The 19,802-nt window shown below is 67.4% G+C and carries 19 protein-coding genes and 3 tRNA genes; 13 read left to right on the top strand and 9 right to left on the bottom strand.

What is annotated here, in order from left to right; genetic code table 11:
- Window positions 1-7: 7 nt before the first annotated feature.
- Together AC6EUH_RS14725 and AC6EUH_RS14730 are read right to left on the bottom strand one after the other, a co-directional pair.
- Window positions 8-652 carry a GNAT family N-acetyltransferase gene (locus AC6EUH_RS14725; protein ID WP_499739120.1) on the bottom strand — a complete coding sequence of 215 codons (645 nt, stop codon included), beginning with the start codon at window positions 650-652 and terminating at the stop codon, window positions 8-10.
- Between the two features lie 25 nt (window positions 653-677).
- Window positions 678-1,199, bottom strand: a complete 522-nt coding sequence (locus tag AC6EUH_RS14730; RefSeq protein WP_499739121.1) for a LapA family protein — start codon at window positions 1,197-1,199, stop codon at window positions 678-680.
- A 233-nt stretch (window positions 1,200-1,432) separates the two neighbouring features.
- Between AC6EUH_RS14730 and AC6EUH_RS14735 the strand changes: the two genes are divergently transcribed.
- Window positions 1,433-2,449 (top strand): magnesium and cobalt transport protein CorA, encoded by a 1,017-nt coding sequence (locus AC6EUH_RS14735; RefSeq protein WP_056429862.1) that lies wholly within the window; start codon window positions 1,433-1,435, stop codon window positions 2,447-2,449.
- An 80-nt stretch (window positions 2,450-2,529) separates the two neighbouring features.
- Here the strand turns inward: AC6EUH_RS14735 and AC6EUH_RS14740 are convergent.
- Window positions 2,530-2,605 (bottom strand) — tRNA-Arg (locus tag AC6EUH_RS14740).
- 443 nt (window positions 2,606-3,048) lie between these two features.
- On the opposite strand from AC6EUH_RS14740, the gene AC6EUH_RS14745 reads away from it, so the two are divergent.
- From AC6EUH_RS14745 to ettA, 3 genes are all read left to right on the top strand, one after another.
- Complete coding sequence (locus AC6EUH_RS14745) at window positions 3,049-3,654, top strand: single-stranded DNA-binding protein (RefSeq protein ID WP_499739122.1); 606 nt, start codon at window positions 3,049-3,051, stop codon at window positions 3,652-3,654.
- A 102-nt stretch (window positions 3,655-3,756) separates the two neighbouring features.
- Window positions 3,757-4,350, top strand: coding sequence for a DUF6993 domain-containing protein (locus AC6EUH_RS14750; RefSeq protein WP_499739123.1), 594 nt, complete (start codon window positions 3,757-3,759; stop codon window positions 4,348-4,350).
- 76 nt (window positions 4,351-4,426) lie between these two features.
- Window positions 4,427-6,109 (top strand): energy-dependent translational throttle protein EttA, encoded by a 1,683-nt coding sequence (ettA, locus tag AC6EUH_RS14755; RefSeq protein ID WP_056429858.1) that lies wholly within the window; start codon window positions 4,427-4,429, stop codon window positions 6,107-6,109.
- Window positions 6,110-6,279: 170 nt separating this feature from the next.
- On the opposite strand, the gene AC6EUH_RS14760 is transcribed toward ettA, so the two are convergent.
- Complete coding sequence (locus AC6EUH_RS14760; protein WP_056429855.1) at window positions 6,280-7,260, bottom strand: acyl-CoA thioesterase; 981 nt, start codon at window positions 7,258-7,260, stop codon at window positions 6,280-6,282.
- 63 nt (window positions 7,261-7,323) lie between these two features.
- Between AC6EUH_RS14760 and AC6EUH_RS14765 the strand changes: the two genes are divergently transcribed.
- Complete coding sequence (locus AC6EUH_RS14765) at window positions 7,324-7,995, top strand: DUF8185 domain-containing protein (protein ID WP_056429852.1); 672 nt, start codon at window positions 7,324-7,326, stop codon at window positions 7,993-7,995.
- 122 nt (window positions 7,996-8,117) lie between these two features.
- Here AC6EUH_RS14765 and AC6EUH_RS14770 read toward each other — a convergent pair whose 3' ends face one another.
- On the bottom strand, window positions 8,118-8,576 hold the full coding sequence (locus tag AC6EUH_RS14770; protein ID WP_499739124.1) for a globin: 459 nt from the start codon (window positions 8,574-8,576) through the stop codon (window positions 8,118-8,120).
- Between the two features lie 4 nt (window positions 8,577-8,580).
- Complete coding sequence (locus AC6EUH_RS14775) at window positions 8,581-9,246, bottom strand: mechanosensitive ion channel family protein (protein ID WP_056429845.1); 666 nt, start codon at window positions 9,244-9,246, stop codon at window positions 8,581-8,583.
- 135 nt (window positions 9,247-9,381) lie between these two features.
- Here AC6EUH_RS14775 and AC6EUH_RS14780 point away from each other — a divergent pair, with 135 nt between their 5' ends.
- Complete coding sequence (locus AC6EUH_RS14780) at window positions 9,382-10,392, top strand: NAD-dependent epimerase/dehydratase family protein (RefSeq protein WP_499739125.1); 1,011 nt, start codon at window positions 9,382-9,384, stop codon at window positions 10,390-10,392.
- A gap of 55 nt (window positions 10,393-10,447) precedes the next feature.
- Here the strand turns inward: AC6EUH_RS14780 and AC6EUH_RS14785 are convergent, their stop codons facing one another.
- On the bottom strand, window positions 10,448-10,933 hold the full coding sequence (locus AC6EUH_RS14785; protein WP_499739126.1) for an OsmC family protein: 486 nt from the start codon (window positions 10,931-10,933) through the stop codon (window positions 10,448-10,450).
- A gap of 74 nt (window positions 10,934-11,007) precedes the next feature.
- Window positions 11,008-13,563: an aminopeptidase N gene (pepN, locus tag AC6EUH_RS14790; protein WP_499739127.1), complete on the bottom strand. Its 2,556-nt coding sequence runs from the start codon at window positions 13,561-13,563 to the stop codon at window positions 11,008-11,010.
- Window positions 13,564-13,708: 145 nt separating this feature from the next.
- Here pepN and AC6EUH_RS14795 point away from each other — a divergent pair, with 145 nt between their 5' ends.
- The 3 genes from AC6EUH_RS14795 to AC6EUH_RS14805 all read left to right on the top strand — a co-directional run bounded on the left by AC6EUH_RS14795 (window position 13,709) and on the right by AC6EUH_RS14805 (window position 16,247).
- The gene (locus tag AC6EUH_RS14795; protein WP_499739128.1) at window positions 13,709-14,710 is read left to right on the top strand and encodes a hypothetical protein; all 1,002 of its coding nucleotides are present in this window, start codon (window positions 13,709-13,711) and stop codon (window positions 14,708-14,710) included.
- A 110-nt stretch (window positions 14,711-14,820) separates the two neighbouring features.
- Window positions 14,821-15,312 carry a ribose-5-phosphate isomerase gene (locus AC6EUH_RS14800; RefSeq protein WP_082492687.1) on the top strand — a complete coding sequence of 164 codons (492 nt, stop codon included), beginning with the start codon at window positions 14,821-14,823 and terminating at the stop codon, window positions 15,310-15,312.
- Window positions 15,312-16,247 carry an Fpg/Nei family DNA glycosylase gene (locus AC6EUH_RS14805; protein WP_499739129.1) on the top strand — a complete coding sequence of 312 codons (936 nt, stop codon included), beginning with the start codon at window positions 15,312-15,314 and terminating at the stop codon, window positions 16,245-16,247. The genes AC6EUH_RS14800 and AC6EUH_RS14805 overlap by 1 nt, the downstream gene beginning before the upstream one ends.
- Window positions 16,248-16,384: 137 nt before the next feature.
- Here the strand turns inward: AC6EUH_RS14805 and AC6EUH_RS14810 are convergent.
- A tRNA-Gly gene (locus AC6EUH_RS14810) sits at window positions 16,385-16,455 on the bottom strand.
- A 133-nt stretch (window positions 16,456-16,588) separates the two neighbouring features.
- On the opposite strand from AC6EUH_RS14810, the gene AC6EUH_RS14815 reads away from it, so the two are divergent.
- The 4 genes from AC6EUH_RS14815 (at window position 16,589) to AC6EUH_RS14830 (ending at window position 19,714) form a co-directional block, all read left to right on the top strand.
- Window positions 16,589-16,663 (top strand) — tRNA-Pro (locus tag AC6EUH_RS14815).
- Window positions 16,664-16,730: 67 nt separating this feature from the next.
- The gene (tig, locus tag AC6EUH_RS14820) at window positions 16,731-18,143 is read left to right on the top strand and encodes a trigger factor (protein ID WP_499739130.1); all 1,413 of its coding nucleotides are present in this window, start codon (window positions 16,731-16,733) and stop codon (window positions 18,141-18,143) included.
- A gap of 246 nt (window positions 18,144-18,389) precedes the next feature.
- Window positions 18,390-19,022, top strand: a complete 633-nt coding sequence (locus tag AC6EUH_RS14825) for an ATP-dependent Clp protease proteolytic subunit (protein ID WP_056429831.1) — start codon at window positions 18,390-18,392, stop codon at window positions 19,020-19,022.
- A gap of 32 nt (window positions 19,023-19,054) precedes the next feature.
- Window positions 19,055-19,714 carry an ATP-dependent Clp protease proteolytic subunit gene (locus tag AC6EUH_RS14830; protein WP_056430069.1) on the top strand — a complete coding sequence of 220 codons (660 nt, stop codon included), beginning with the start codon at window positions 19,055-19,057 and terminating at the stop codon, window positions 19,712-19,714.
- The last annotated feature ends 88 nt before the right edge of the window (window positions 19,715-19,802 follow it).

Genomic DNA, 19,802 nt, shown 5'->3' on the forward strand with positions numbered 1-19,802 from the left:
GCCGCGGCTAATCGGCCGCGGCTATCCGGCTGGTGGCGCCGCCCGGGCGTGACGCCGCCAGCCGGACGACGGCGCGTCCGGGCACCGCCTCGCTGGCCACCTCGAAGCCGGCCGCCAGGAAGAGGCCCACGGTGCCGTGATAGAGGTCGGCCGGGCCGGCTTTGGGCCTTTGCGCGGGATCGACGGGGTACCCCTCCACCACTTCGGCGCCGTGGGCGAAGGCGTGCCCGACCGCGGCCCTGAGCAGTGCCTGCGCCACACCGGTGCGGCGGTGGCCGGGGGAGACCACGAAGCACGTGACCGACCACACGTTGTTCCCATGGTCGCGGGCCACTTCCGGACCCGCCGCTGTCAGGACTCTCGAGCGCAGGATCCGCGGGGAACAACCGCGGGGTTCCACCGCGCACCAGCCCACGGGGTTCCCGTCGCGGAAAGCCAGCACCCCCGGAGCCGGGGCGCCGCCGTCGAACTTGTCCCGCAACTGGTTTTTCCGCTGCTCCGGCGTGGACGCCGACCACTGCGGTCCGGTGAGGGCGAAGAAACGGCACCAGCAGCGCGACGGCTCGCCTCGGCTGCCGAAGAGACGCTCGACGTCGGGCCAGCCCGCCGGCGCGGTGGCAATAGCGGATGGCCCGCTGGTTTCTGCGTTCATGGAATGAGGCTAGCGCCTGCGGATTTCAGCGGGTCTGCGTGCCTTGGGTTGGCTGTCGGCTTGCGCGCGTGCGGTGCGCCGCGAGCCGGAGTTGGATGATGCGGGCGGCTCCGGCGATGGCAACCAGGACGCCGCCCCCGACCGCGGCAATGAACAGCGCAATTCCGAGCGGGACCGAGCCTTCGAGGCCAAAGAACTTCACCAGCACGTATTCCTGGTTCTGCAGGATGAACGCGATGAGCAGGATCAGCACCACGAGTGCGCTCGCGACGGCGGCCCAGACCATTCCAGCGCGGGTCACCTGGCGCGGTTCAGGGGCCGGGGCGGGCGTCTCTGTCCGCGGAGTTTCTTCGCGCGGCGTCTCGGCGCTTGGGGCCGGCATTGCGGCACCAGAGGCCCCGGACACCACATCGGTCCCTCCGGCCGGGCTATCGGCGAGCTGCCCCGCCCCGGCGGACCTTTGCGGGGCGTCAGCCTGCTCGGGGTACGGGGCGGTCAAGTCGTCGTTGGGATCTTGGGGATCGAATTCGCGGGGAGTCTGGGTCATAGCGGCCGTACCTTTCGGTTGCGGGCAGGGCGTGCAGGGTTCCCTGCTGTCCTGCCTGTCAACTCAATCCTAAGCGTGCTGACCTCTAACAGAGGGAGGAGGGGTGAGTGTGCGCAGGAGAGCCGGGCGGGCGCGGCTGAAATATGCGAAGACTGGCAAGGCGAGGGCTGTTGGCACCGGGCGGACGACGGTATAGCGTCGCAGCCAAGGATGCCTGGTGAAGGAGGGCCGCCGTGAGTATCGTCGACAACGCCGTGTACGTAGACGGTTACCGGACTGCGGACCCGGAAAGCCTGGACGAGACGTACTTCATCCTGCGGCAGCGCCAGGGTATGGCCTGGATCGGGCTCTACCGGCCGGATGCCGAAGAGCTGCGGTCCGTGGCCGGGGAATTCGATCTCAACCACTTGGCTGTGGACGATGCGCTCGCCGGCCACCAGCGGGCCAAGCTGGAACACTACGGTGACACGCTCTTCCTTGTCCTGCGCCCCGCCCGGTACCTCGACGACGTGGAAAAGGTGGAGTTCGGCGAGATCCATGTTTTCCGCGGGGCGGACTTCGTGGTCACAGTGCGCCGGGCCGAATCGCCGGATTTGGCGCGGGTCCGCCACCGGATGGAGTCCCAGCCTGCGTTCCTGGCACTTGGTCCGGACGCCGTGCTCTACGCGATCCTGGACCAGGTGGTGGACGAGTATGAGCCGGTTGCTGCCGGCCTGGAGAACGACGTGGATGAAATTGAGGACGATCTCTTCGCCGCGGACCCGGGGGTGTCCCGCCGGATCTACGAACTCTCCCGCCAGGTCATCATGTTCCAGCGGGCGACGGCTCCGCTTGTGGGGATCCTGCAGTCACTGATGGCCGCCACGGAGGATCACCAGCCCGAGCCGGAGTTGCAGGACCACTACCGGGACGTCCTGGACCATGTGCTGCGGCTGAGTGAACGCATCACGGCCTTCCGTGCCCTGTTGCAAAATGCGCTCGCAGTCAATGCGGCGCTGGTGGCCCAGCGGCAAAATGACGAAATGCGGTTGCTGACGGAGTCGAGCTACGCCCAGAACGAGCAGGTCAAGCGGATCTCCTCGTGGGCGGCCATTCTGTTCGCGCCGACACTGATTGGCACCATCTATGGAATGAATTTCCGTAGCATGCCGGAACTGGACTGGGTCTTCGGCTACCCGATGGCTCTGGGGCTGATGATCGGCATGGGCGTGGCGCTGTACTGGACGTTCAAGCGCAACAAGTGGATCTAGCGTGCTCCTCACGTGGGCGAACGCCTACGGAGATCGCGGCCCTGGCCTGCGGGAAGTTCCGGCAGGCCAGAGCCGTACTCTGGTGCCCCAGGAGGGAATCGAACCCCCGACCGGCGGATTAGAAGGCCGCTGCTCTATCCCCTGAGCTACTGGGGCATGCCGACGTAGTGCCCGGCTGCTGCCGGGGGACGCCTCAAAAAGCTTACCGTGCCCTGCGCCCGTCCGCTGTCAGGACCGCCCGAAGGGCATGCCGCCCCCGTGCCGGGCCGCGCGATGTCCGGAATCTCTGCAACGTATTGCGCCGCGCTCGCCGGTTCGCCGGAAATGGCCGCTTTGGGTGGGTGTATGGCGGCCGTTTGTGGCGAATGGGTGAGGGGCGGCGGCGTGCCAGTCGTGTTTGCCGGCGACGGGGCGGCTTCTGTGTTCCTAGCGAGGACTTGGTGCCTGCGGCGCTTTCGCGCGCCGGCATTGTGCCGCGCCTTCCGTGCCGTCCCGCCTGGGTTTTCCACATGGCGTAGGCGGGCTCTCGCGGAGTTCTGTCCACGGCGCGAAGCTGAAGGAGCCTGCTAAGGCGCAACATTTCGAGACAGGACATGAGAATGAGTGACAACATCACGGTCCGTGGCTTCGTTGCCACGGAGATCAAGAGTTCGACTACGCCGGGCGGGGTAGCGACGGCGTCGTTCCGGCTGGGCTCAACCGACCGGCGCTACGATCGGGCCACGGGCGCGTGGATCGACGGGAACACCAACTGGTTCACCGTCCAGGGCTATCGGCAGTTGGCCGGCAACATCGGCTGCAGCATCAAGAAGGGACAGCGGGTCATCGTCATGGGACGGCTCAAGATGAGGAGCTGGGAGAATGACGGCCGGATTTACCACGTGGCCGAAATCGCCGCCGAGTCCGTCGGCCACGACCTCATGTGGGGCTCTGCCAACTTCATCCGCACGGCCACCAACGGTCCCCAGGACGCCGCCGGGCAGTCCGGTTCGTCCCCGGCTTTCCCGGACGACGGCCGTGAGGGGAGCGATGAGGATGACCAGGCCCGTGCGGGGCACCACGGCGACAACGACACCAACAACGACGACACCGACGACGCCGACGACGACGGGTCCGGATCCCACACCGTATTCATCAATGACGCCAGCGGCGAGGCGGAAGAACTCGACCAGGAGACGGGCGAACTGAAAGGGGCTGCCGCCTGAAAGGGAATCGGCTGCGTGGCGGGTAGAACCGGGGCGAAGGAGGCGTGGGGCCACGGCAGGGCTGCTTTCGGGACAGGACTGCCGACGTGACAGACTTGCCGGATGAAGCAAGCCGGGACGATCAGCCACACGGCGACGTTGGCCCCTGGCGGGAGCGGGCTTCCGGCGCTGGTCCTGGCTCTGGGGCTGGTACTGACTTCGGCGGTCGCGTGTTCGGCACCGTCGGAGGCGGGTGCCGCGGGCACTGCGTCTTCAAGTGTCGACGGGACGATTGAGGGCGGCGCTGGGGGATCCGGGGCGCGACCCAGTTCCGGCGCCGCACTCGATGCAGCTCTCGGCGCAACGCCTGGCGCCACAACCGGCGCAACGCCTGGCGCCGTCCCCGGTGCCACCGTGGACGCGGCCACGTCCGACACGAAAGCCCGGGTTGAGGCCGCACTCAACAGGGTGACCGCCGCCGACCGGAGGCCGGACACGGAGCAGGTCCGCTCAGCCCTGATAGACGCCGGGTTCCCTTCAGGCAGTGTGGAGGTCACCGCCAGCCGGACCCCCACGGGCCTGGACGCGGACGCCGTCGAAGTGGCTGTCAGCGCTGGACAGGACTGCATCGTTGGGCAACTTCGCGACGGCAGCGTGACGTCCGCAGTCCTTCCGCCACTCGCCGACGGACGCTGCCTCGTGGGTGCGGCGGGCTGAGCGCGGCGCCGTCGCGGGTGGGCAGAGGGACCGCATGAATGTGAGTTATCCCGGCTGAACCACTAGATTTGTAGGCATGGCGGAATTTATCTACACAATGACCAAGGCCCGTAAGGCTGTTGGCGAAAAACTTATCCTCGATGACGTAAGCATGTCCTTCTTCCCGGGGGCCAAGATTGGCGTCGTCGGACCGAATGGTGCAGGTAAGTCCACCATTCTCAAGATCATGGCCGGACTGGACACGCCCTCGAACGGCGAGGCCAGGCTCAGCCCCGGCTACACGGTGGGTATCCTGCTGCAGGAACCGCCGCTGAACGAGGACAAAACCGTCCTGGGCAACGTCCAGGAAGGCGTCGGCGAGATCTTCGGCAAGATCCAGCGCTTCAACGAAATCTCGGAAGAGATGGCCAACCCCGACGCTGACTACGATGCCCTCCTCGAGGAGATGGGCCAGTTGCAGGAAGCGATCGACGCCGCCGATGCCTGGGACCTCGACTCCCAGCTGGAGCAGGCCATGGACGCCCTCCGCTGCCCGCCGCCGGAAGCCGACGTCACCCTGCTTTCCGGTGGTGAGCGCCGCCGCGTCGCCCTCTGCAAACTCCTGCTGCAGAAGCCGGACCTGCTGCTCCTCGACGAGCCCACTAACCACCTCGATGCCGAGAGTGTCCTCTGGCTCGAACAGCACCTCTCCAGCTACCCGGGCGCCGTCCTCGCCGTCACCCACGACCGGTACTTCCTCGACCACGTGGCCGAATGGATCGCCGAAGTGGACCGCGGCCACCTCTACCCGTACGAGGGTAACTACTCCACGTACCTCGAGAAGAAGCGCGCCCGCCTGGAAGTCCAGGGCAAGAAGGACGCCAAGCAGGCCAAGCGCCTCACCGAGGAACTCGAGTGGGTCCGCTCCAACGCCAAGGGACGCCAGACCAAGTCGAAGGCCCGCCTGGCCCGCTACGAGGAAATGGCTGCCGAAGCCGACCGCACCCGCAAGCTGGACTTCGAAGAGATCCAGATTCCGCCGGGACCGCGCCTGGGTGGCCTCGTCCTGGAGGCCAAGAACCTCCAGAAGGGCTTCGAGGACCGCACGTTGATCGACGGGCTGTCCTTCAGCCTGCCGCGCAACGGCATCGTCGGTGTCATCGGCCCCAACGGCGTCGGCAAGTCCACGCTGTTCAAGACGATCGTCGGGCTCGAACCCCTCGACGGCGGTGAGCTGAAGATCGGCGATTCGGTCAAGATCTCTTACGCGGACCAGAGCCGCGGCGGCATCGACCCGAACAAGACCCTGTGGGAGGTCGTCTCCGACGGCCTCGACTACATCCAGGTCGGCCACGTCGAAATGCCGTCCCGCGCCTACGTCGCCGCCTTCGGCTTCAAGGGCCCGGACCAGCAGAAGAAGGCCGGGGTGCTCTCCGGTGGTGAGCGCAACCGCCTGAACCTGGCACTGACCCTCAAACAGGGCGGAAACCTGCTGCTCCTCGACGAGCCGACTAACGACCTCGACGTCGAAACCCTCAGCAGCCTCGAAAACGCCCTGCTCGAATTCCCGGGCTGCGCCGTTGTCGTCTCGCACGACCGCTGGTTCCTGGACCGGGTGGCCACGCACATCCTCGCCTACGAAGGTGACGAGGAGAACCCCTCCAAGTGGTACTGGTTCGAGGGCAACTTCGAATCCTACGAGGAGAACAAGATCGAGCGCCTGGGCCCGGATGCGGCCAAGCCGCACCGCGTGACCCACCGCCGCCTCACCCGCGACTAAACCCGCAGCGCACCAAGCGAAAAACAAAAGGCTGGCCCCCCACCGGGGGAGCCAGCCTTTCGCATGCCACCGTCACCTGCCGCCGGCCGACAATGGCCACCGGCGGACCGCAGCCACCCGAATGCCGGCCACCGGCCTACGCGGGCCGCCGGTACGCGAGGCGCCGCGGTTCAGCCGCGGTCGGCCTTGCGCATCTGGTGCTGCAGGACCTTGGACTGGACTGCGCCCTTGACCTTGTTCTTGAGGTCCGTGGGAATCCGGATCATGCCTTCCTGCGCCACCGTGGCCACGTGCACGCCGTCGCGGCTGAAGATCTTGCCGGTGGCCAGGCCGCGGGCTCCCTGGGCGCTGGGGGACTCCTGCACGTAGAGCAGCCATTCGTCCACGCGGAGGGGACGGTGCCACCACATGGCGTGGTCCAGGCTGGCCACCGACATCCCCGGGGTAATCCAGCTCATCCCGTGCTTGCGGAGGATGGACTCCAGGATGGTGTAGTCGCTCGCGTAGGCCAGGGCCGCGCGGTGCAGCTCCGGATCATCCGGCATCGGCCCGAACGTCTTCATCCAGACCGCGTTGCGCGGTTCCTTGTCGCCCTTCGCCGAGACGTACAGGGCCGGGTCAACGTGCCGGATATCGAACGGCCGCTCATAGGCCCAGTGGCGGGCCACCGGGTGGTCGTACTTGCCCAGAAGGTCAGCCGTGCTGGGCAGCGACTCCGGCCCGGGGATACCGGCCGGCATCTCGGTCTGGTGCTCAATTCCCTCGTCCTCATCCTGGAACGAGGCGATCATGGACAGGATGGGCATGCCCTCCTGGTACGCGTGCACGCGCCGCGCCGAGAATGAGCGGCCGTCCCGGAGCCGCTGGACGCCGAAGGTGATGGGCTTGTTGGCGTCTCCCGGACGCAGGAAGTAGCCGTGCATGGAGTGCACGCCGCGCCCCTCAGGAACGGTCCGGCTCCCGGCAATCAGCGACTGCGCCAGCACCTGGCCGCCGAACACGCGGTGCCGGGGCTGCTGCTGGGAAGGACCCATAAAGATGTCCTCGTCCGTCCGGGCACCCTCCAGTTCACCGAGGTTCAGCAATTGGAGGAGCGAGGAGGTGGGGTCCTGGGTCGGCGGACCCTGCAATCCGGCTTCGGCTTCAGTCATGGTTCGACTCTAGACGTCCCTCCGGCGCCGTCCCAAAGAGGCACAGCCGGTAGAGTCGATATTGTGTCTGATGTCCTCACCCAGCCCCTGCAGTTCACCGATCCCCGCGACCTCGCCGATCTGCGCACTTTCGCGACCCGCGCCAAATCGATTGACGACGGCGCGATCCGCCTCCAGGCGTCCGGCCCGGTGCTCGCCGCCTACGTTTGCGTGCTGCGGCCGCGGCTGCTGGGGGAGTCGACGCCGACGATCCTCGGGCTGCGGACCATGGCCCTGGCGCAGCCGGCGGACACCGATGTCACCGTCCCGATCTCGGCGGTGCTTGACCGGCTGGCACGTGCAGGGGAGGGCGACGTCGAACTGCCGCTGCCTCCGGTAACCGTTACAGAATCGTGGGCTGGTGTCGGAGCGCCCCGCAGCGGCTGGGAAGCCGTCGCCACTTTGCAGGATTCGGCGCTGCGCCAGTCTGCCGAGGCCGGCATCACCGAGATCGCCGCCATCATCCCGGACAAACCCGGCGCATTGATCGTCAACAACGCCCGGGCCACAGTCTGGGGCCGGGAATTGCCCGGTGCCGCCGGGCTCCCGCTGGGTGCCGCGTTCGCGGCCCTCACGCTCGGCTTCCTGGCCGACGGCGAGCAGCAGCTTTTCCGGGCGGGACGCTGGTTCCGGCTCAGCGGACCCCGCGGGCATGTCCTGGCCCGCACCGGTTCAGGACTCAAGCTTCCGCTTTAGGGGACGTACGGCGGTTACCGCGCAAACCACTTGCCGTCCAATACCCTGCTGGGTATCCTTAAACCCAGAAAGACCCCGGAGGCATTCCCCCAAGTGCCTCCGGGGTCTTTCCATGTTGGTCCTCAGGCGCCGGACGGGCTGTTCACCATGGACAGGGCCGCCCGCTCCATGTAGTCCCAGAGCGTCCCCTCGTAGAGGGGCGGGAGGTCCAGGGAATCCACCGCGGTGCGCATGTGGTGCAGCCACCGGTCCTTCGCTTCGGGGGTGACCCGGAACGGCATGTGGCGCATCCTGAGCCGGGGGTGCCCGCGCTCCTCGCCGTACGTCGTCGGGCCGCCCCAGTACTGCTCAAGGAACATCAGGAAGCGCCGCTTCGCGGGTCCCAGGTCCTCCTCCGGATACATCGGCCGCAGCAGCGGATCAGCCGCCACACCGTCGTAAAACACGTCGATGAGCTTCACGAAGGTCTCGTGGCCGCCCACGGCGTCGTAGAAGTTGTCCGTGTAGCCGGGCTGGCTGAAGGGATCGTTTTGCAGCAGCTGCTTGGGCTGGCGGGGTTCGCCGGCGCTGGGTATCGTCATGGCCCTATTCTCCGGCTTTCTGCTGGGGGGCGTTGTCCGCCTCGCCCTCCGGCGGTGTGACGGGCGGGATGTAGTTGCCCTGGGAGCGGTTGCCCACCCGCAGGATTTCACCGTTGCGCAGGTACCAGATAGTGCCGTCCTCCGACCGGACCCGGGTGATCCTCAGGTTCATGGCCTCCACCGTGCCCACCACCTCGGAGGTCTCGATGATGTCGCCGATGCCGTACTGGTCCTCGATGGTGATGAAGACGCCGGCGAGGAAGTCACGGATGAGCTGCTGGGCGCCGAAGCCGATGGCGATACCGAGGATTCCGACGCTGGTCAGGATGGGAGCGACGTCCACGTTCAGGTTCTTGAGCACGTACACGCTGGTGAGGACCGAGATGAGGACGCCCACGACGCTCCGGAGCAACGCTCCGATGGTGTGGGCCCGCTGGACCCGGCGTTCGTGCTCCAGCGCGCGGAGCGCGGGCGCCGCCCAGCGGAAGTACGGTTTTTTGAAGAAGGTGGATCCTGCGGCGATGCGCTTGGTGATGACGGAGATCATGAAGGACGCCACCAACCACACGGTGATGCCGACCCCCAGGCTGATGAGGACACCCGCCACGTTGATTTCCGACATGGCCGACATGTCCGGCGGGGTGATGGGTTCGGTGGTCATGCTGAACATCGGCGGGGTACTCCTAGTGGCTGTGTTTCTGCTGCCGGCCGGTAGCGCCGGGCTTCGCGTCCTGAGGGGCGGCCGGCGTTCGCCGGGCGCATAACACTCTGGTCTCATTCAACATTAGCGCCGTACCGTGGCCCCATGAGCATCCTGGTACTTGGGGGCACGGCCTTCCTCTCAGCAGAAATAGCCCGGCAGGCAGTGGCCGCCGGTCACGACGTCACCTGCCTGGCGCGCGGAACAGTGTCCGTCCCGCCCGACGGCGCCGCCTGGCTGAGGGCCGACCGCTCGGAGGGGGCCGCCGCGTATTCGGCCGCCACGGAGGCGTCCGACGGCGGGTGGGACGCCGTCGTCGACGTGTCCCGGGACCCGGACCAGGCGCGGGAGGCGCTGGAGGCGCTGGCGCGCTCCGCCGGGCACTGGACCTTCGTCTCCAGCTGCTCCGTCTACGCGGACCATTCCGTGGCCGGCGCGGCCGAAGACGCCGGTGTTTTGGCGCCGCTCCCGCCCGGCACGGAGCTCACCGCCGGGAACTACGGCGAGGCCAAGGCGGCGATCGAGCACTGGACCACGAAGCACGCCGGGGACAGGGCCCACATCTGCCGGGCCGGACTCATCGGCGGCCCGGGCGACGGCTCGGACCGCTACGGCTACTGGCCGGCCCGCTTCGCCCGGGACGCCGGTCCCGTCCTGGTCCCGGACATCCCCGCGGACGCCACCCAGGTCATTGACGTCCGTGACCTCGCAGCCTGGATTCTTACCGCTGCCGAAAGCGGGACCACCGGGGCGCTGAACGCGGTCGGTGAGCCGGTGCCGTTCGCTGCGTACCTCGAGGAATCCCGGCAGCTCGCCGGGGGCGACGCCGGGATGGTTGCCGCTCCGTCGGACTGGCTGGCGTCCCGCGGTGCGAACTACTGGGCGGGCCCGGACTCGCTGCCGTTATGGCTGCCGCCGGGCCACGAGGGATTCGCGACCCGCAGCAACGCCGCCGCCCGTGCAGCCGGACTGCGCACCCGGCCGTGGACGGACACGCTGCGGGACATGCTGGCGGATGAGCGCCGCCGCGGGCTCGGCCGTGAACGCATAGCCGGGATGAGCCCGGAAACGGAACGCCGGATCCTGTCCGAGTACCAAGCCGCCAACGCCCAATAGGGGCTTCCCGGTTCCGGCCGAGGGCACGGCTGGGCCCTCAGGCCGGCTGGTCCGTTCAGCCCGCTTGGCCGGCGACCACGGCGCTCGGCTCGTGCAGCACCGGGAAGTTGACGCTCCGGGCGATGAAGCAGACCTGGTTGGCCCCGGCGTGCAGTTCCTCCAGGAGTTCCTCCGTCGCCGGAGCCGCCAGGGTCACCCGGGGCTTGAGCGTCACCGATTCAAACTGTCCGCTGCCGTCCCGGTTGGTCCGCATCAGTCCCTCGGCCCGGTCCTCGTACGCCGTCACCACCACCCCGTGCTTTACGGCGACGTGCAGGAAGGACAGCATGTGGCACTGCGACAGGGCCGCGAGCAGCAGCTGTTCCGGGTTGTAGCGGGTCCGGTCCCCGTGGAAGGTGGGGTCCGCGGAGCCGTGCAGCACGGGCAGCCCGGGGATCTCGACGTCGTGGTCGCGGGAATAGCCGCGGTACGACGCCGTCCCCTCGCCCAGGTTCCCGGTCCAGCGGACGGTCAGCGTGTAGCGGTGTTCATCGAGGCTCATGGGTCCAGCCTAGAACGAAGGAACCCCGGCGCCCTATGAGAGCGCCGGGGTTCCGGGGTCGCGGGGGCGGATGCCTACCCGGCGTCGGCCTGGCGGGCGCGCAAGGCGCGCGCCACGCCGTCGCGGTTCTCCAGCATCATCCGCCGCAGGGCGGCGCTGTCCTCCGGCAGCGCGGCAAGGAACTCATCGGTCCGGTCGACGGTGGCCTGCGTGGTCAGCTGCGCCGGGTAGAGCCCGACGACGATCTGCTGCGCCAGCGCGTGCGTGCGCTCCTTGACGATGCCCGGGACGGCGTCGAAGTACTTCCCGGCGTAGGGCTCCAGCAGGGACGTGTCGAGCACCCGGGTGAAGCCGCTGACGGCCGAGCCCTGGAGAGCGTTGGACAGCTCGCCCTTGACCACAATCGAGTCCCAGGCCGCGGCCTTGGCCTCGGGTGTCGGAATGGCCGCCGTGGCGAGGGCCGCCGCGTTCTGCCCGGTGGCGGTGTTGTCGTGCTCGAGTTCGGCCTCGATCGCGTCCTGCCCGGCCCGGCCGCCGACAACGAGGGAGGTGATCAGTTCCCAGCGCAGGTCCTGGTCCACGGTGAGGCCTTCCAGTGTCAGGCTGCCCTCCAGCAGCCCGGACACGGTGTCCAGCTGGGACGCGCTGCGGGCCAGCAGGGCATAGGACTTGACGAACTGCAGTTGCGCGTCGGAGCCGGCCGGGACGCCCGAGGCGAGCTCCCAGAGCCGGTCGGCGGCCGCGATTGCGGTGGCTTCCTTGTGTTCCGCGGCCACATAGAAGTTCAGCGCGGTGGCCAGCTGGCGCAGCTGGACCAGGATCACCGACGAATCGGATTCCTCGGCGATGTTGGCCAGGATCAGTTCCACGTAGCCGCGGGCGGGGGTTTCGCCGTCGCGGGCCGCATCCCAGGCCGAGCCCCACACGAGGGTGCGGGGGAGGCTCTGGCTGAAGTCCTTGAGGTGAGCCGTGGCGGTGGCCAGCGACTTCGGGTCGAGCCGGACCTTGGCGTAGGCGAGATCGTCGTCGTTGAGCAGGATCAGGTCCGGCTGGGCCAGTCCGGCCAGCGCCGGCACCTCGGTGCGCGCGCCATCGACGTCGAGTTCCTCGCGGTGGACGCGTTCCAGCTTCCCGGCGCCGTTGAGGTTGTAGAAGCCGACGGCGAGCCGGTGCGGGCGCAGGGTGGGCTGGGCCTCGGTGGCGGACTGCAGGATCGCGAAGGAGGAGATGGTGCCGTCCCCGCCGACGGACAGCTCGGGCTTGAGCGTGTTGACCCCGGCGGTCTCCAGCCAGAGCCGGCCCCACTGGTCCAGGTCGCGGCCGCTGGACTTTTCGAGCTCGGCCATGAGGTCGCTGAGCTCGGTGTTCTGCCAGGCATGCTTGCTGAAGTACTCGCGGACGCCGGCCATAAACTCCTCCGGACCCACCCAGGCGACCAGCTGGCGCAGGACCGAGGCGCCCTTGGCGTAAGTGATGCCGTCGAAGTTGACCTCAACGTCCTCCAGGTCGTTGATCTCGGCGAAGATCGGGTGTGTTGTGGGGAGCTGGTCCTGCCGGTAGGCCCAGGACTTCTCCACCGAGGCGAAGGTGGTCCAGGCGTGGTCGAACCGGGTGTTTTCCACGGCGGCCAGGTGGGACATGTACTCGGCGAAGGACTCATTGAGCCAGAGGTCGTTCCACCAGCGCATCGTCACGAGGTCCCCGAACCACATGTGGGCGAGTTCGTGGAGCACGGTAATGGCACGGCGTTCCACCTGGGCGTCTGTGACCTTGCTGCGGAAGACGTAGCCTTCCAGGATGGTGACGGCGCCGGCGTTCTCCATGGCCCCGGCGTTGAACTCCGGGACGAAGAGCTGGTCGTACTTCTCGAACGGGTACGGGCAGCCGAACTGTGCCTCGAAGAACTCGAAGCCCTGGCGGGTGAGCTCGAAGATGTTGTCCGCGTCCAGGTACTGCATCAGCGATTTGCGGGCGAAGACGCCCAGCGGTGTGACCTTGCCGTCGGCGGAGACCACTTCGCTGCGGACTGACTGGTACGGCCCGGCGATCAGGGCCGTGACGTAGGAGGAGAGCCGCGGTGTGGGGGTGAATTCCCAGACGGAGCGGGCGCCGCCGTCCGTGCCGGGGATGGTCTCCACCGGCGGCGGGGTGGGGGAGTTGGAGATGACATCCCAGTGTGAGGGGGCGATGACTGTGAACGTGAAGCTGGCCTTGAGGTCGGGCTGTTCAAACACGGCGAACATCCGGCGGGAATCCGGAACCTCGAACTGGGTGTAGAGGTACACCTCGTGGTCCACCGGGTCCACGAAGCGGTGCAGCCCTTCGCCCGTGTTCATGTACGGGGCTTCGGCGACCACCAGCAGTTCGTTGTCCGCCGCGAGATCCGGCAGCTGGATACGGACGCCGTCGGAGACCTCGGCCGGGTCGAGTTCGCGGCCGTTCAGGGTCACGCTCTGCACGGCGTCGGTGACCGCGTCGATGAAGGTCGAGGACCCCGGCTTGGCCGTAAACTTCACGGCGGTGGTGGTGCCGAAGACTTTCTCCCCGCGGGTCAGGTCGAGTTCGACCTCGTAGGAGTCGACGGCGATCAGTTCGGCGCGGTCGCGTGCCTCGGCGCGCGTCAGGTTCATTCCGGGCAAAGTGGGGCCTCCAGGGATGCTTAGGGGTGGGAACTCGATACTGTGAAATCATTCTTTCACTTCTGCGGCTCTTGGCAAGTTGCCTGCGTCACACCCGGTTACCGAACGCGGAATCGCCGGGAGTAGCGTTAGGGATATGGGAAAGCTTCGAGACTCCGTCGATGCCAGGGCGCTGCGTTTCGCTGTGGGGTTCCCCCTGATGCTCGCAGCCGCGTTTGTGGTGTGCGCTTTCCTCGTCCGCCCGGATCTGCCCGAGCCGCTGGCGGTGCGCTGGGCCGGGGGAACCGCCGTGGACTTCGCGCCCTTCGGGGCCGTCGTCGGGGCCGGTGCGGTCATGATTGTGCTGATCGGCTGGGCGGTGCTGGTCCAGGCCGTCCCGCTGTCCCGCCCGGCCATTATGCGCCGGATCATGATGGGTACCGGCCTGTTCGTGAGCCTCTTCATCGTCACAGTCCTCGCCGCCGTGTTGGTCGGGCAACTTGGGCTGGAAGAGGCAGACCAGGCGCAGGTGGACGTCGCCGTGCTCGCCATGGGCAGCGGCGCCGCCGTGGGCCTGGGATTCGTGATGGGCTTCGTCTTCAAAGCCGACGAGCGCTGGTCCACGGATGACGACCGCGCCATGGAAGCGGCGCTGGCCCGCGAACTGGATCCGGACCTGGCCCGTGATCACGTGAGCCTGTGGGTCCACGCCCGCAGCTCGGTCTTTGTGATGCTCGGAATCGCCACCGTGCTTCCTGCCGCCCTCCTCACGATCGCCGTGCCCTGGCTGGCCGCCCTGCTGTTCGCCCTGGCCCTGCTGGCTGCCGCGTGCCTGTTCGCCCGGATCAGGGTGGACCGGAGCGGCCTGCGGGTCTTCGCCGCGGGCTTCGTCAGGGTGATGGACGTGCCGGCCGCTGCCATTGAGGCGGCGACGCCGAAAGAGGTCAAAGCGGCTGACTATGGCGGCTGGGGCTACCGGAGCCGCGGCACGGCGACGGCCCTGCTGGTCAGCAGCGGGCCCGCCGTCGTCGTCGACCGCTCCGACGGGCGGACCCTGACCGTCAGCGGCGGCAGTGCCACGACGGCGGACAACGTGGCGCAGGTGCTCTCGCGGGTGGCAGCACGGGCCCGCCGGACCGGCGGCTCCACAGATTTGTGACGCCGGCGGCCCTCCCTGCCGGCCCGGGCCCTAGTAGGCTGGAAGCAGCCCCCAACCCGCACCAGCAGCCCACGTGACCGCACGGGCCTGCCCGATTGAACGGATTCGCCGTGACTCCCTCCGACCTCCCGCGCGTGCACATCGCCACCGACCACGCCGGCATGGAACTCAGCGCCCACCTCGTCAGCCACCTCACCGCCCAGGGCTACGAGGTAGTCGACCACGGACCCAAGGCCTACGACGCGCTGGATGACTACCCCTCCTTCTGCATCAACGCCGCCCTCGCTGTTGTGGCGGACCAGGAAGCCGGCACCAGCGCCCTCGGCATCGTGCTGGGCGGCTCCGGCAACGGCGAGCAGATTGCCGCCAACAAGGTCAAGGGAGTCCGCGCCGCGCTGGCCTGGAACCTCTCCACCGCGAAGCTGGCGCGTGAGCACAACGATGCCAATGTGGTGGCCGTCGGCGGCCGCCAGCACAGCGTCGCGGAAGCCACCGACATCATCGAGGCCTTCCTGGCCGAACCCTTCAGCAACGACGAGCGCCACGTCCGCCGCATTGGCAAGATCGCCACCTACGAGCGCACCGGCGAGGTCGTCGACTAGTGCCGGAAGGGCATTCCGTCCACCGGCTGGCCCGCCAGTTCGGGGACGTTTTTGTCGGGGAGCGGCTCGCGGTCTCCTGTCCGCAGGGCCGGTTCACCCAGGGCGCGGCGCTGCTGGACGGCCACACGCTCACCGGCTCCGTGGCGCACGGGAAGCACCTCTTCCTGGAGTTCGAGCACGGGCTCATCCTGCACGTCCATCTGGGGCTCTACGGCGCTTGGGACTTCGGCGGCGACGACCACTTCCGCGGCGCGTCCAGTATCGGCGCGCCCCGCAAGGTGGGGGAGCGGGAGCTCTACGACGACGGCGGCGGGCCGGCAGCGTACGCGGGCCCGCCCGCTCCGGTCGGCGCCGTCCGCGTCCGGCTCGCCGGCACCCACGGCTGGGCCGACCTCCGGGGCGCCACCACGTGCGCGGCGATCACGGAGGCCGAGGCGGCCGCCGTGCTGGCAAGGCTCGGCCCCGATCCGCTGCGGAACCTTCCCGGCGACCGGGACGCCTTTGCCGCCGCGATCCTGGCCAGGCGGACGCCGCTCGCTGCCTTGCTGATGGACCAGAAAGTGATAGCCGGGATCGGCAATGTCTACCGTGCCGAGCTGCTCTTCCGGCAGGGCCTGCACCCGTGGCTGCCCGGAGCCGGGCTCCCCGCGGACACGGCGCGGCGGCTCTGGGACGACACCGTAGGCATGATGTCCGACGGCGTCCGCGACGGCCGGATCATCACCACACCCCCGCGCTACTGGAGCGGGGTAGGCGGGGATGCGTCCGGCGGCGCATCTCCGGGTGGCCTGCCCGCATCTTTGCCCGTTCCGGAGCAGTCACACTTCGTTTACCGCCGGCACGGCCTCGACTGCCGTGACTGCGGAACCCCGGTGGCCCTGACCGAACTCGGCGCCCGCAAGCTCTACTGGTGCCCGGCCTGCCAGGCGCCGTGAGCCTGTCCGTGGGGCCAGCCGCGTCGAGTGCTCCATAACTGCCCTTCTGACCCGCCAGAAGGGCAGTTATGGAGCAGTGAATGGCTTGGACACGAAAAAAGCCCCTCCGCGGAGGGGCTTTTTTCGTCATATTTCTGAGGGGACGACGGGAATCGAACCCGCGTAATCAGTTTGGAAGACTGAGGCTTTACCATTAAGCTACGTCCCCGGGAATTTGCAGGAACTTTCCTGCGAAACTTCCGGGCGGCTGTTGAAGCCGGATACAACTAAACCCAATTCAGGGCCCCGCTGTCAAATGTGCAAACCGGCACAATATGACCGTAGACTGTTCTGTGCACTTACGGGGTGTAGCTCAGCTTGGCTAGAGCACCTGCTTTGGGAGCAGGAAGTCGCAGGTTCAAATCCTGTCACCCCGACTCTGCAGGTACCGCCAGACCTTGGCGGTGCAGAACCCCACCCCCTAAAACCAGGAGTACTTAGACTGTGAAGAGCGCTGTCGAGAACCTCACCCCCACGCGGGTCAAGCTCAATGTTGAGGTCCCCTTTGAGGAATTGAAGCCCAGCATCGCAGAGGCATACAAGACTGTTGCTTCGCAGATCCAGGTCCCCGGTTTCCGCAAGGGCAAGGTCCCCTCCAAGCTCATTGACCAGCGCGTTGGCCGCGGCTACGTGCTGGAGACGGCCATCAACGAAGGCCTCAACGGCTGGTACCAGGCGGCTGTCCAGGAAACCGGCATCCGCCCGCTGAGCCGTCCCGAGGTCGAAATCACCGAGGTTCCGGACCCGTCCGCCACCGACGGTGAACTCAAGTTCCACGCCGAGGTTGACGTGCGCCCCGAGATCGAGCTGCCCGACTACGCCGGCATCAAGGTAGAGGTCGCCGCCGCTGAGTCCACCGACGCCGACGTCGACAAGGCCCTGGACGAACTCCGCGGCCGCTTCGGCACGCTGAAGTCCATCGACCGCCCGGCGGCCGACAAAGACTTCCTGACCATCGACATCACCGCTTCCATCGATGGCGCCGAAGTTGATTCCGCCACGGGCCTGTCCTACCAGGTCGGCGCCGGCACCATGCTCGAGGGCCTCGACGAGGCCGTCACCGGCCTCAGCGCCGACGAGGACGCCATCTTCGACACCACCCTCGTGGGCGGCGAGCACGCCGGCGAGTCCGCGCAGGTCAAGGTCGTCGTCAAGTCCGTCAAGGAGCGCGAGCTCCCCGAGGCCGACGATGACTTCGCCCAGCTGGCCTCCGAGTTCGACACGCTGGCTGAACTCCGCGAGGACCTCGCCAAGCAGGCTGCAGAATCCAAGGTTGTTGAGCAGGGCGTCGAAGCCCGCGACAAGGTCCTCGACAAGCTCGTTGAGCTCGTAGAGGTTCCCGTGCCGGAATCCGTCGTCGAAGAGCAGCTGGAGCAGCACTTCAACGCCGAGAACGCCCACGGCGAAGGCGAGCACGACACCGAGGAGCACCGCGCCGAGGTCAAGGCCAACACCGAGCGTGCCTTCCAGAACGAGATCATCCTTGACGCCATCGCGGAAAAGGAAGAAGTCAATGTCAGCCAGAACGAGCTGATCGACTACATCGTCACCACCGCCAGCCAGTACGGCATGGACCCGAACCAGTTCGCCCAGATCATCGATCAGAGCGGCCAGGTTCCCATGATGGTTTCCGAGGTCCGCCGCCGCAAGGCGCTGGCCGTGGTCCTGGGCCAGGCCGAGGTCACCGACTCCGAGGGCAACACGGTTGACCTCAGCGAGTTCGTCCGCCCCGGCGGCGAGGAAGCTCCCGCTGAGGCAGGTGCCGAGGCCGACGTCGAGGAAGTCGCCTCCGAGGAAGCGGCTTCCGAAGAAGCAGCCACCGCAAAGAACGATGACCCGGCAGCAGTGAAGTTCTAACACTTCCTGTTCCCGCGGTTCCTGCCCGCACCCCCGGATCCATGATCCGGGGGTGCGGCTTTTTAAGCCCGCGATGAACCCTCCCGGGCAATCGTGCGCCGTCAGCGAACAGCCCCGTGCCTGAGCACAAAGCGGGCGGGAAAACCGTTAGTGTCCATGTAGGAAAGTTCAGTGATGTCGTCCAGTGGCGTCACCGTCGCCAGCGAGAGGTAAGTACATATGTCACAGCAAGCAGGGGCACCCCGGATGGCTACTGTCGATCCGGCCGCCCAGGATAACTACATTTACAACCGCCTGCTGAAAGAGCGCATCATCTGGCTCGGCTCCGAGGTCCGCGACGAAAACGCCAACGCGATCTGCTCGCAGCTGCTGCTGCTCTCGGCCGAGAACCCCGAGAAGGATATCTACCTCTACATCAACTCACCGGGCGGCTCCGTCACCGCCGGCATGGCCATCTACGACACGATGCAGTTCATCCCGAACGACGTCGTCACCGTCGCCACCGGCCTCGCCGCCTCGATGGGACAGTTCCTGCTCTCGTCCGGCACCAAGGGCAAGCGTTACGCCACCCCGAACGCCCGCATCCTGATGCACCAGCCCTCGGGCGGCATCGGCGGCACGGCCTCGGACATCAAGATCCAGGCCGAGCTCATCCTGCACATGAAGAAGGTCATGGCCGAACTGACGGCCGACCAGACCGGGCAGACGGTGGACACCATCCTCAAGGACAACGACCGCGACAAGTGGTTCACGGCCAAGGAAGCCCTTGAGTACGGCTTCTTCGACAAGATCGCTGCCCACGCGGGATCGGTCGCCGGCGGCGGCGGAACCAACGCCAACGGCGGCAACGCGGCCGCCGACGCAGCCACCGAGAACTGACCGGCACAGCAATGAATTCAGGAGCAATGAACATGAACTATAACTTCGGTTCGACTGCCGGCAACCTGCCGAGCAGCCGCTACGTGCTGCCGCAGTTCGAGGAGCGCACCCCCTACGGCTTCAAGCGCCAGGACCCGTACACCAAGCTGTTCGAGGACCGCATCATCTTCCTCGGCGTCCAGGTGGACGACGCATCGGCCGACGACGTCATGGCCCAGCTGCTGGTGCTCGAGTCCACCGACCCGGACCGCGACATCACGCTCTACATCAACTCCCCGGGCGGCTCCTTCACCGCCATGACGGCGATCTACGACACCATGACGTACATCCGCCCGGAGATCCAGACCGTCTGCCTCGGCCAGGCCGCCAGTGCCGCCGCCGTGCTCCTCGCGGCCGGCACGCCCGGCAAGCGCCTGGCCCTGCCGAACGCCCGCGTGCTGATCCACCAGCCCTCCCTGTCCGGAGGCCAGGGCGGGCAGGCCTCGGACCTGGAAATCCAGGCCGCCGAGGTCATGCGGATGCGTTCATGGCTCGAAGACACGCTGGCCAAGCACTCCGGCCGGACGCCGGAGCAGGTCAACAATGACATCGAGCGCGACAAGATTCTTACCGCGGCCGAGGCCATGCAGTACGGCCTGATCGACCAGGTGCTTGATTCCCGCAAGATCAAGCCGCAGGCCATTGCCAAGTAGCGCAACAAGTACGTAACAAGAAGTTCCCGACGCCGGTGCGGCCCGCCTTAAGTGGCCGCACCGGTGTTGGCTTTCCACCCAACACGCC

The sequence above is a fragment of the Arthrobacter sp. 001422645 genome, from assembly GCF_059816125.1.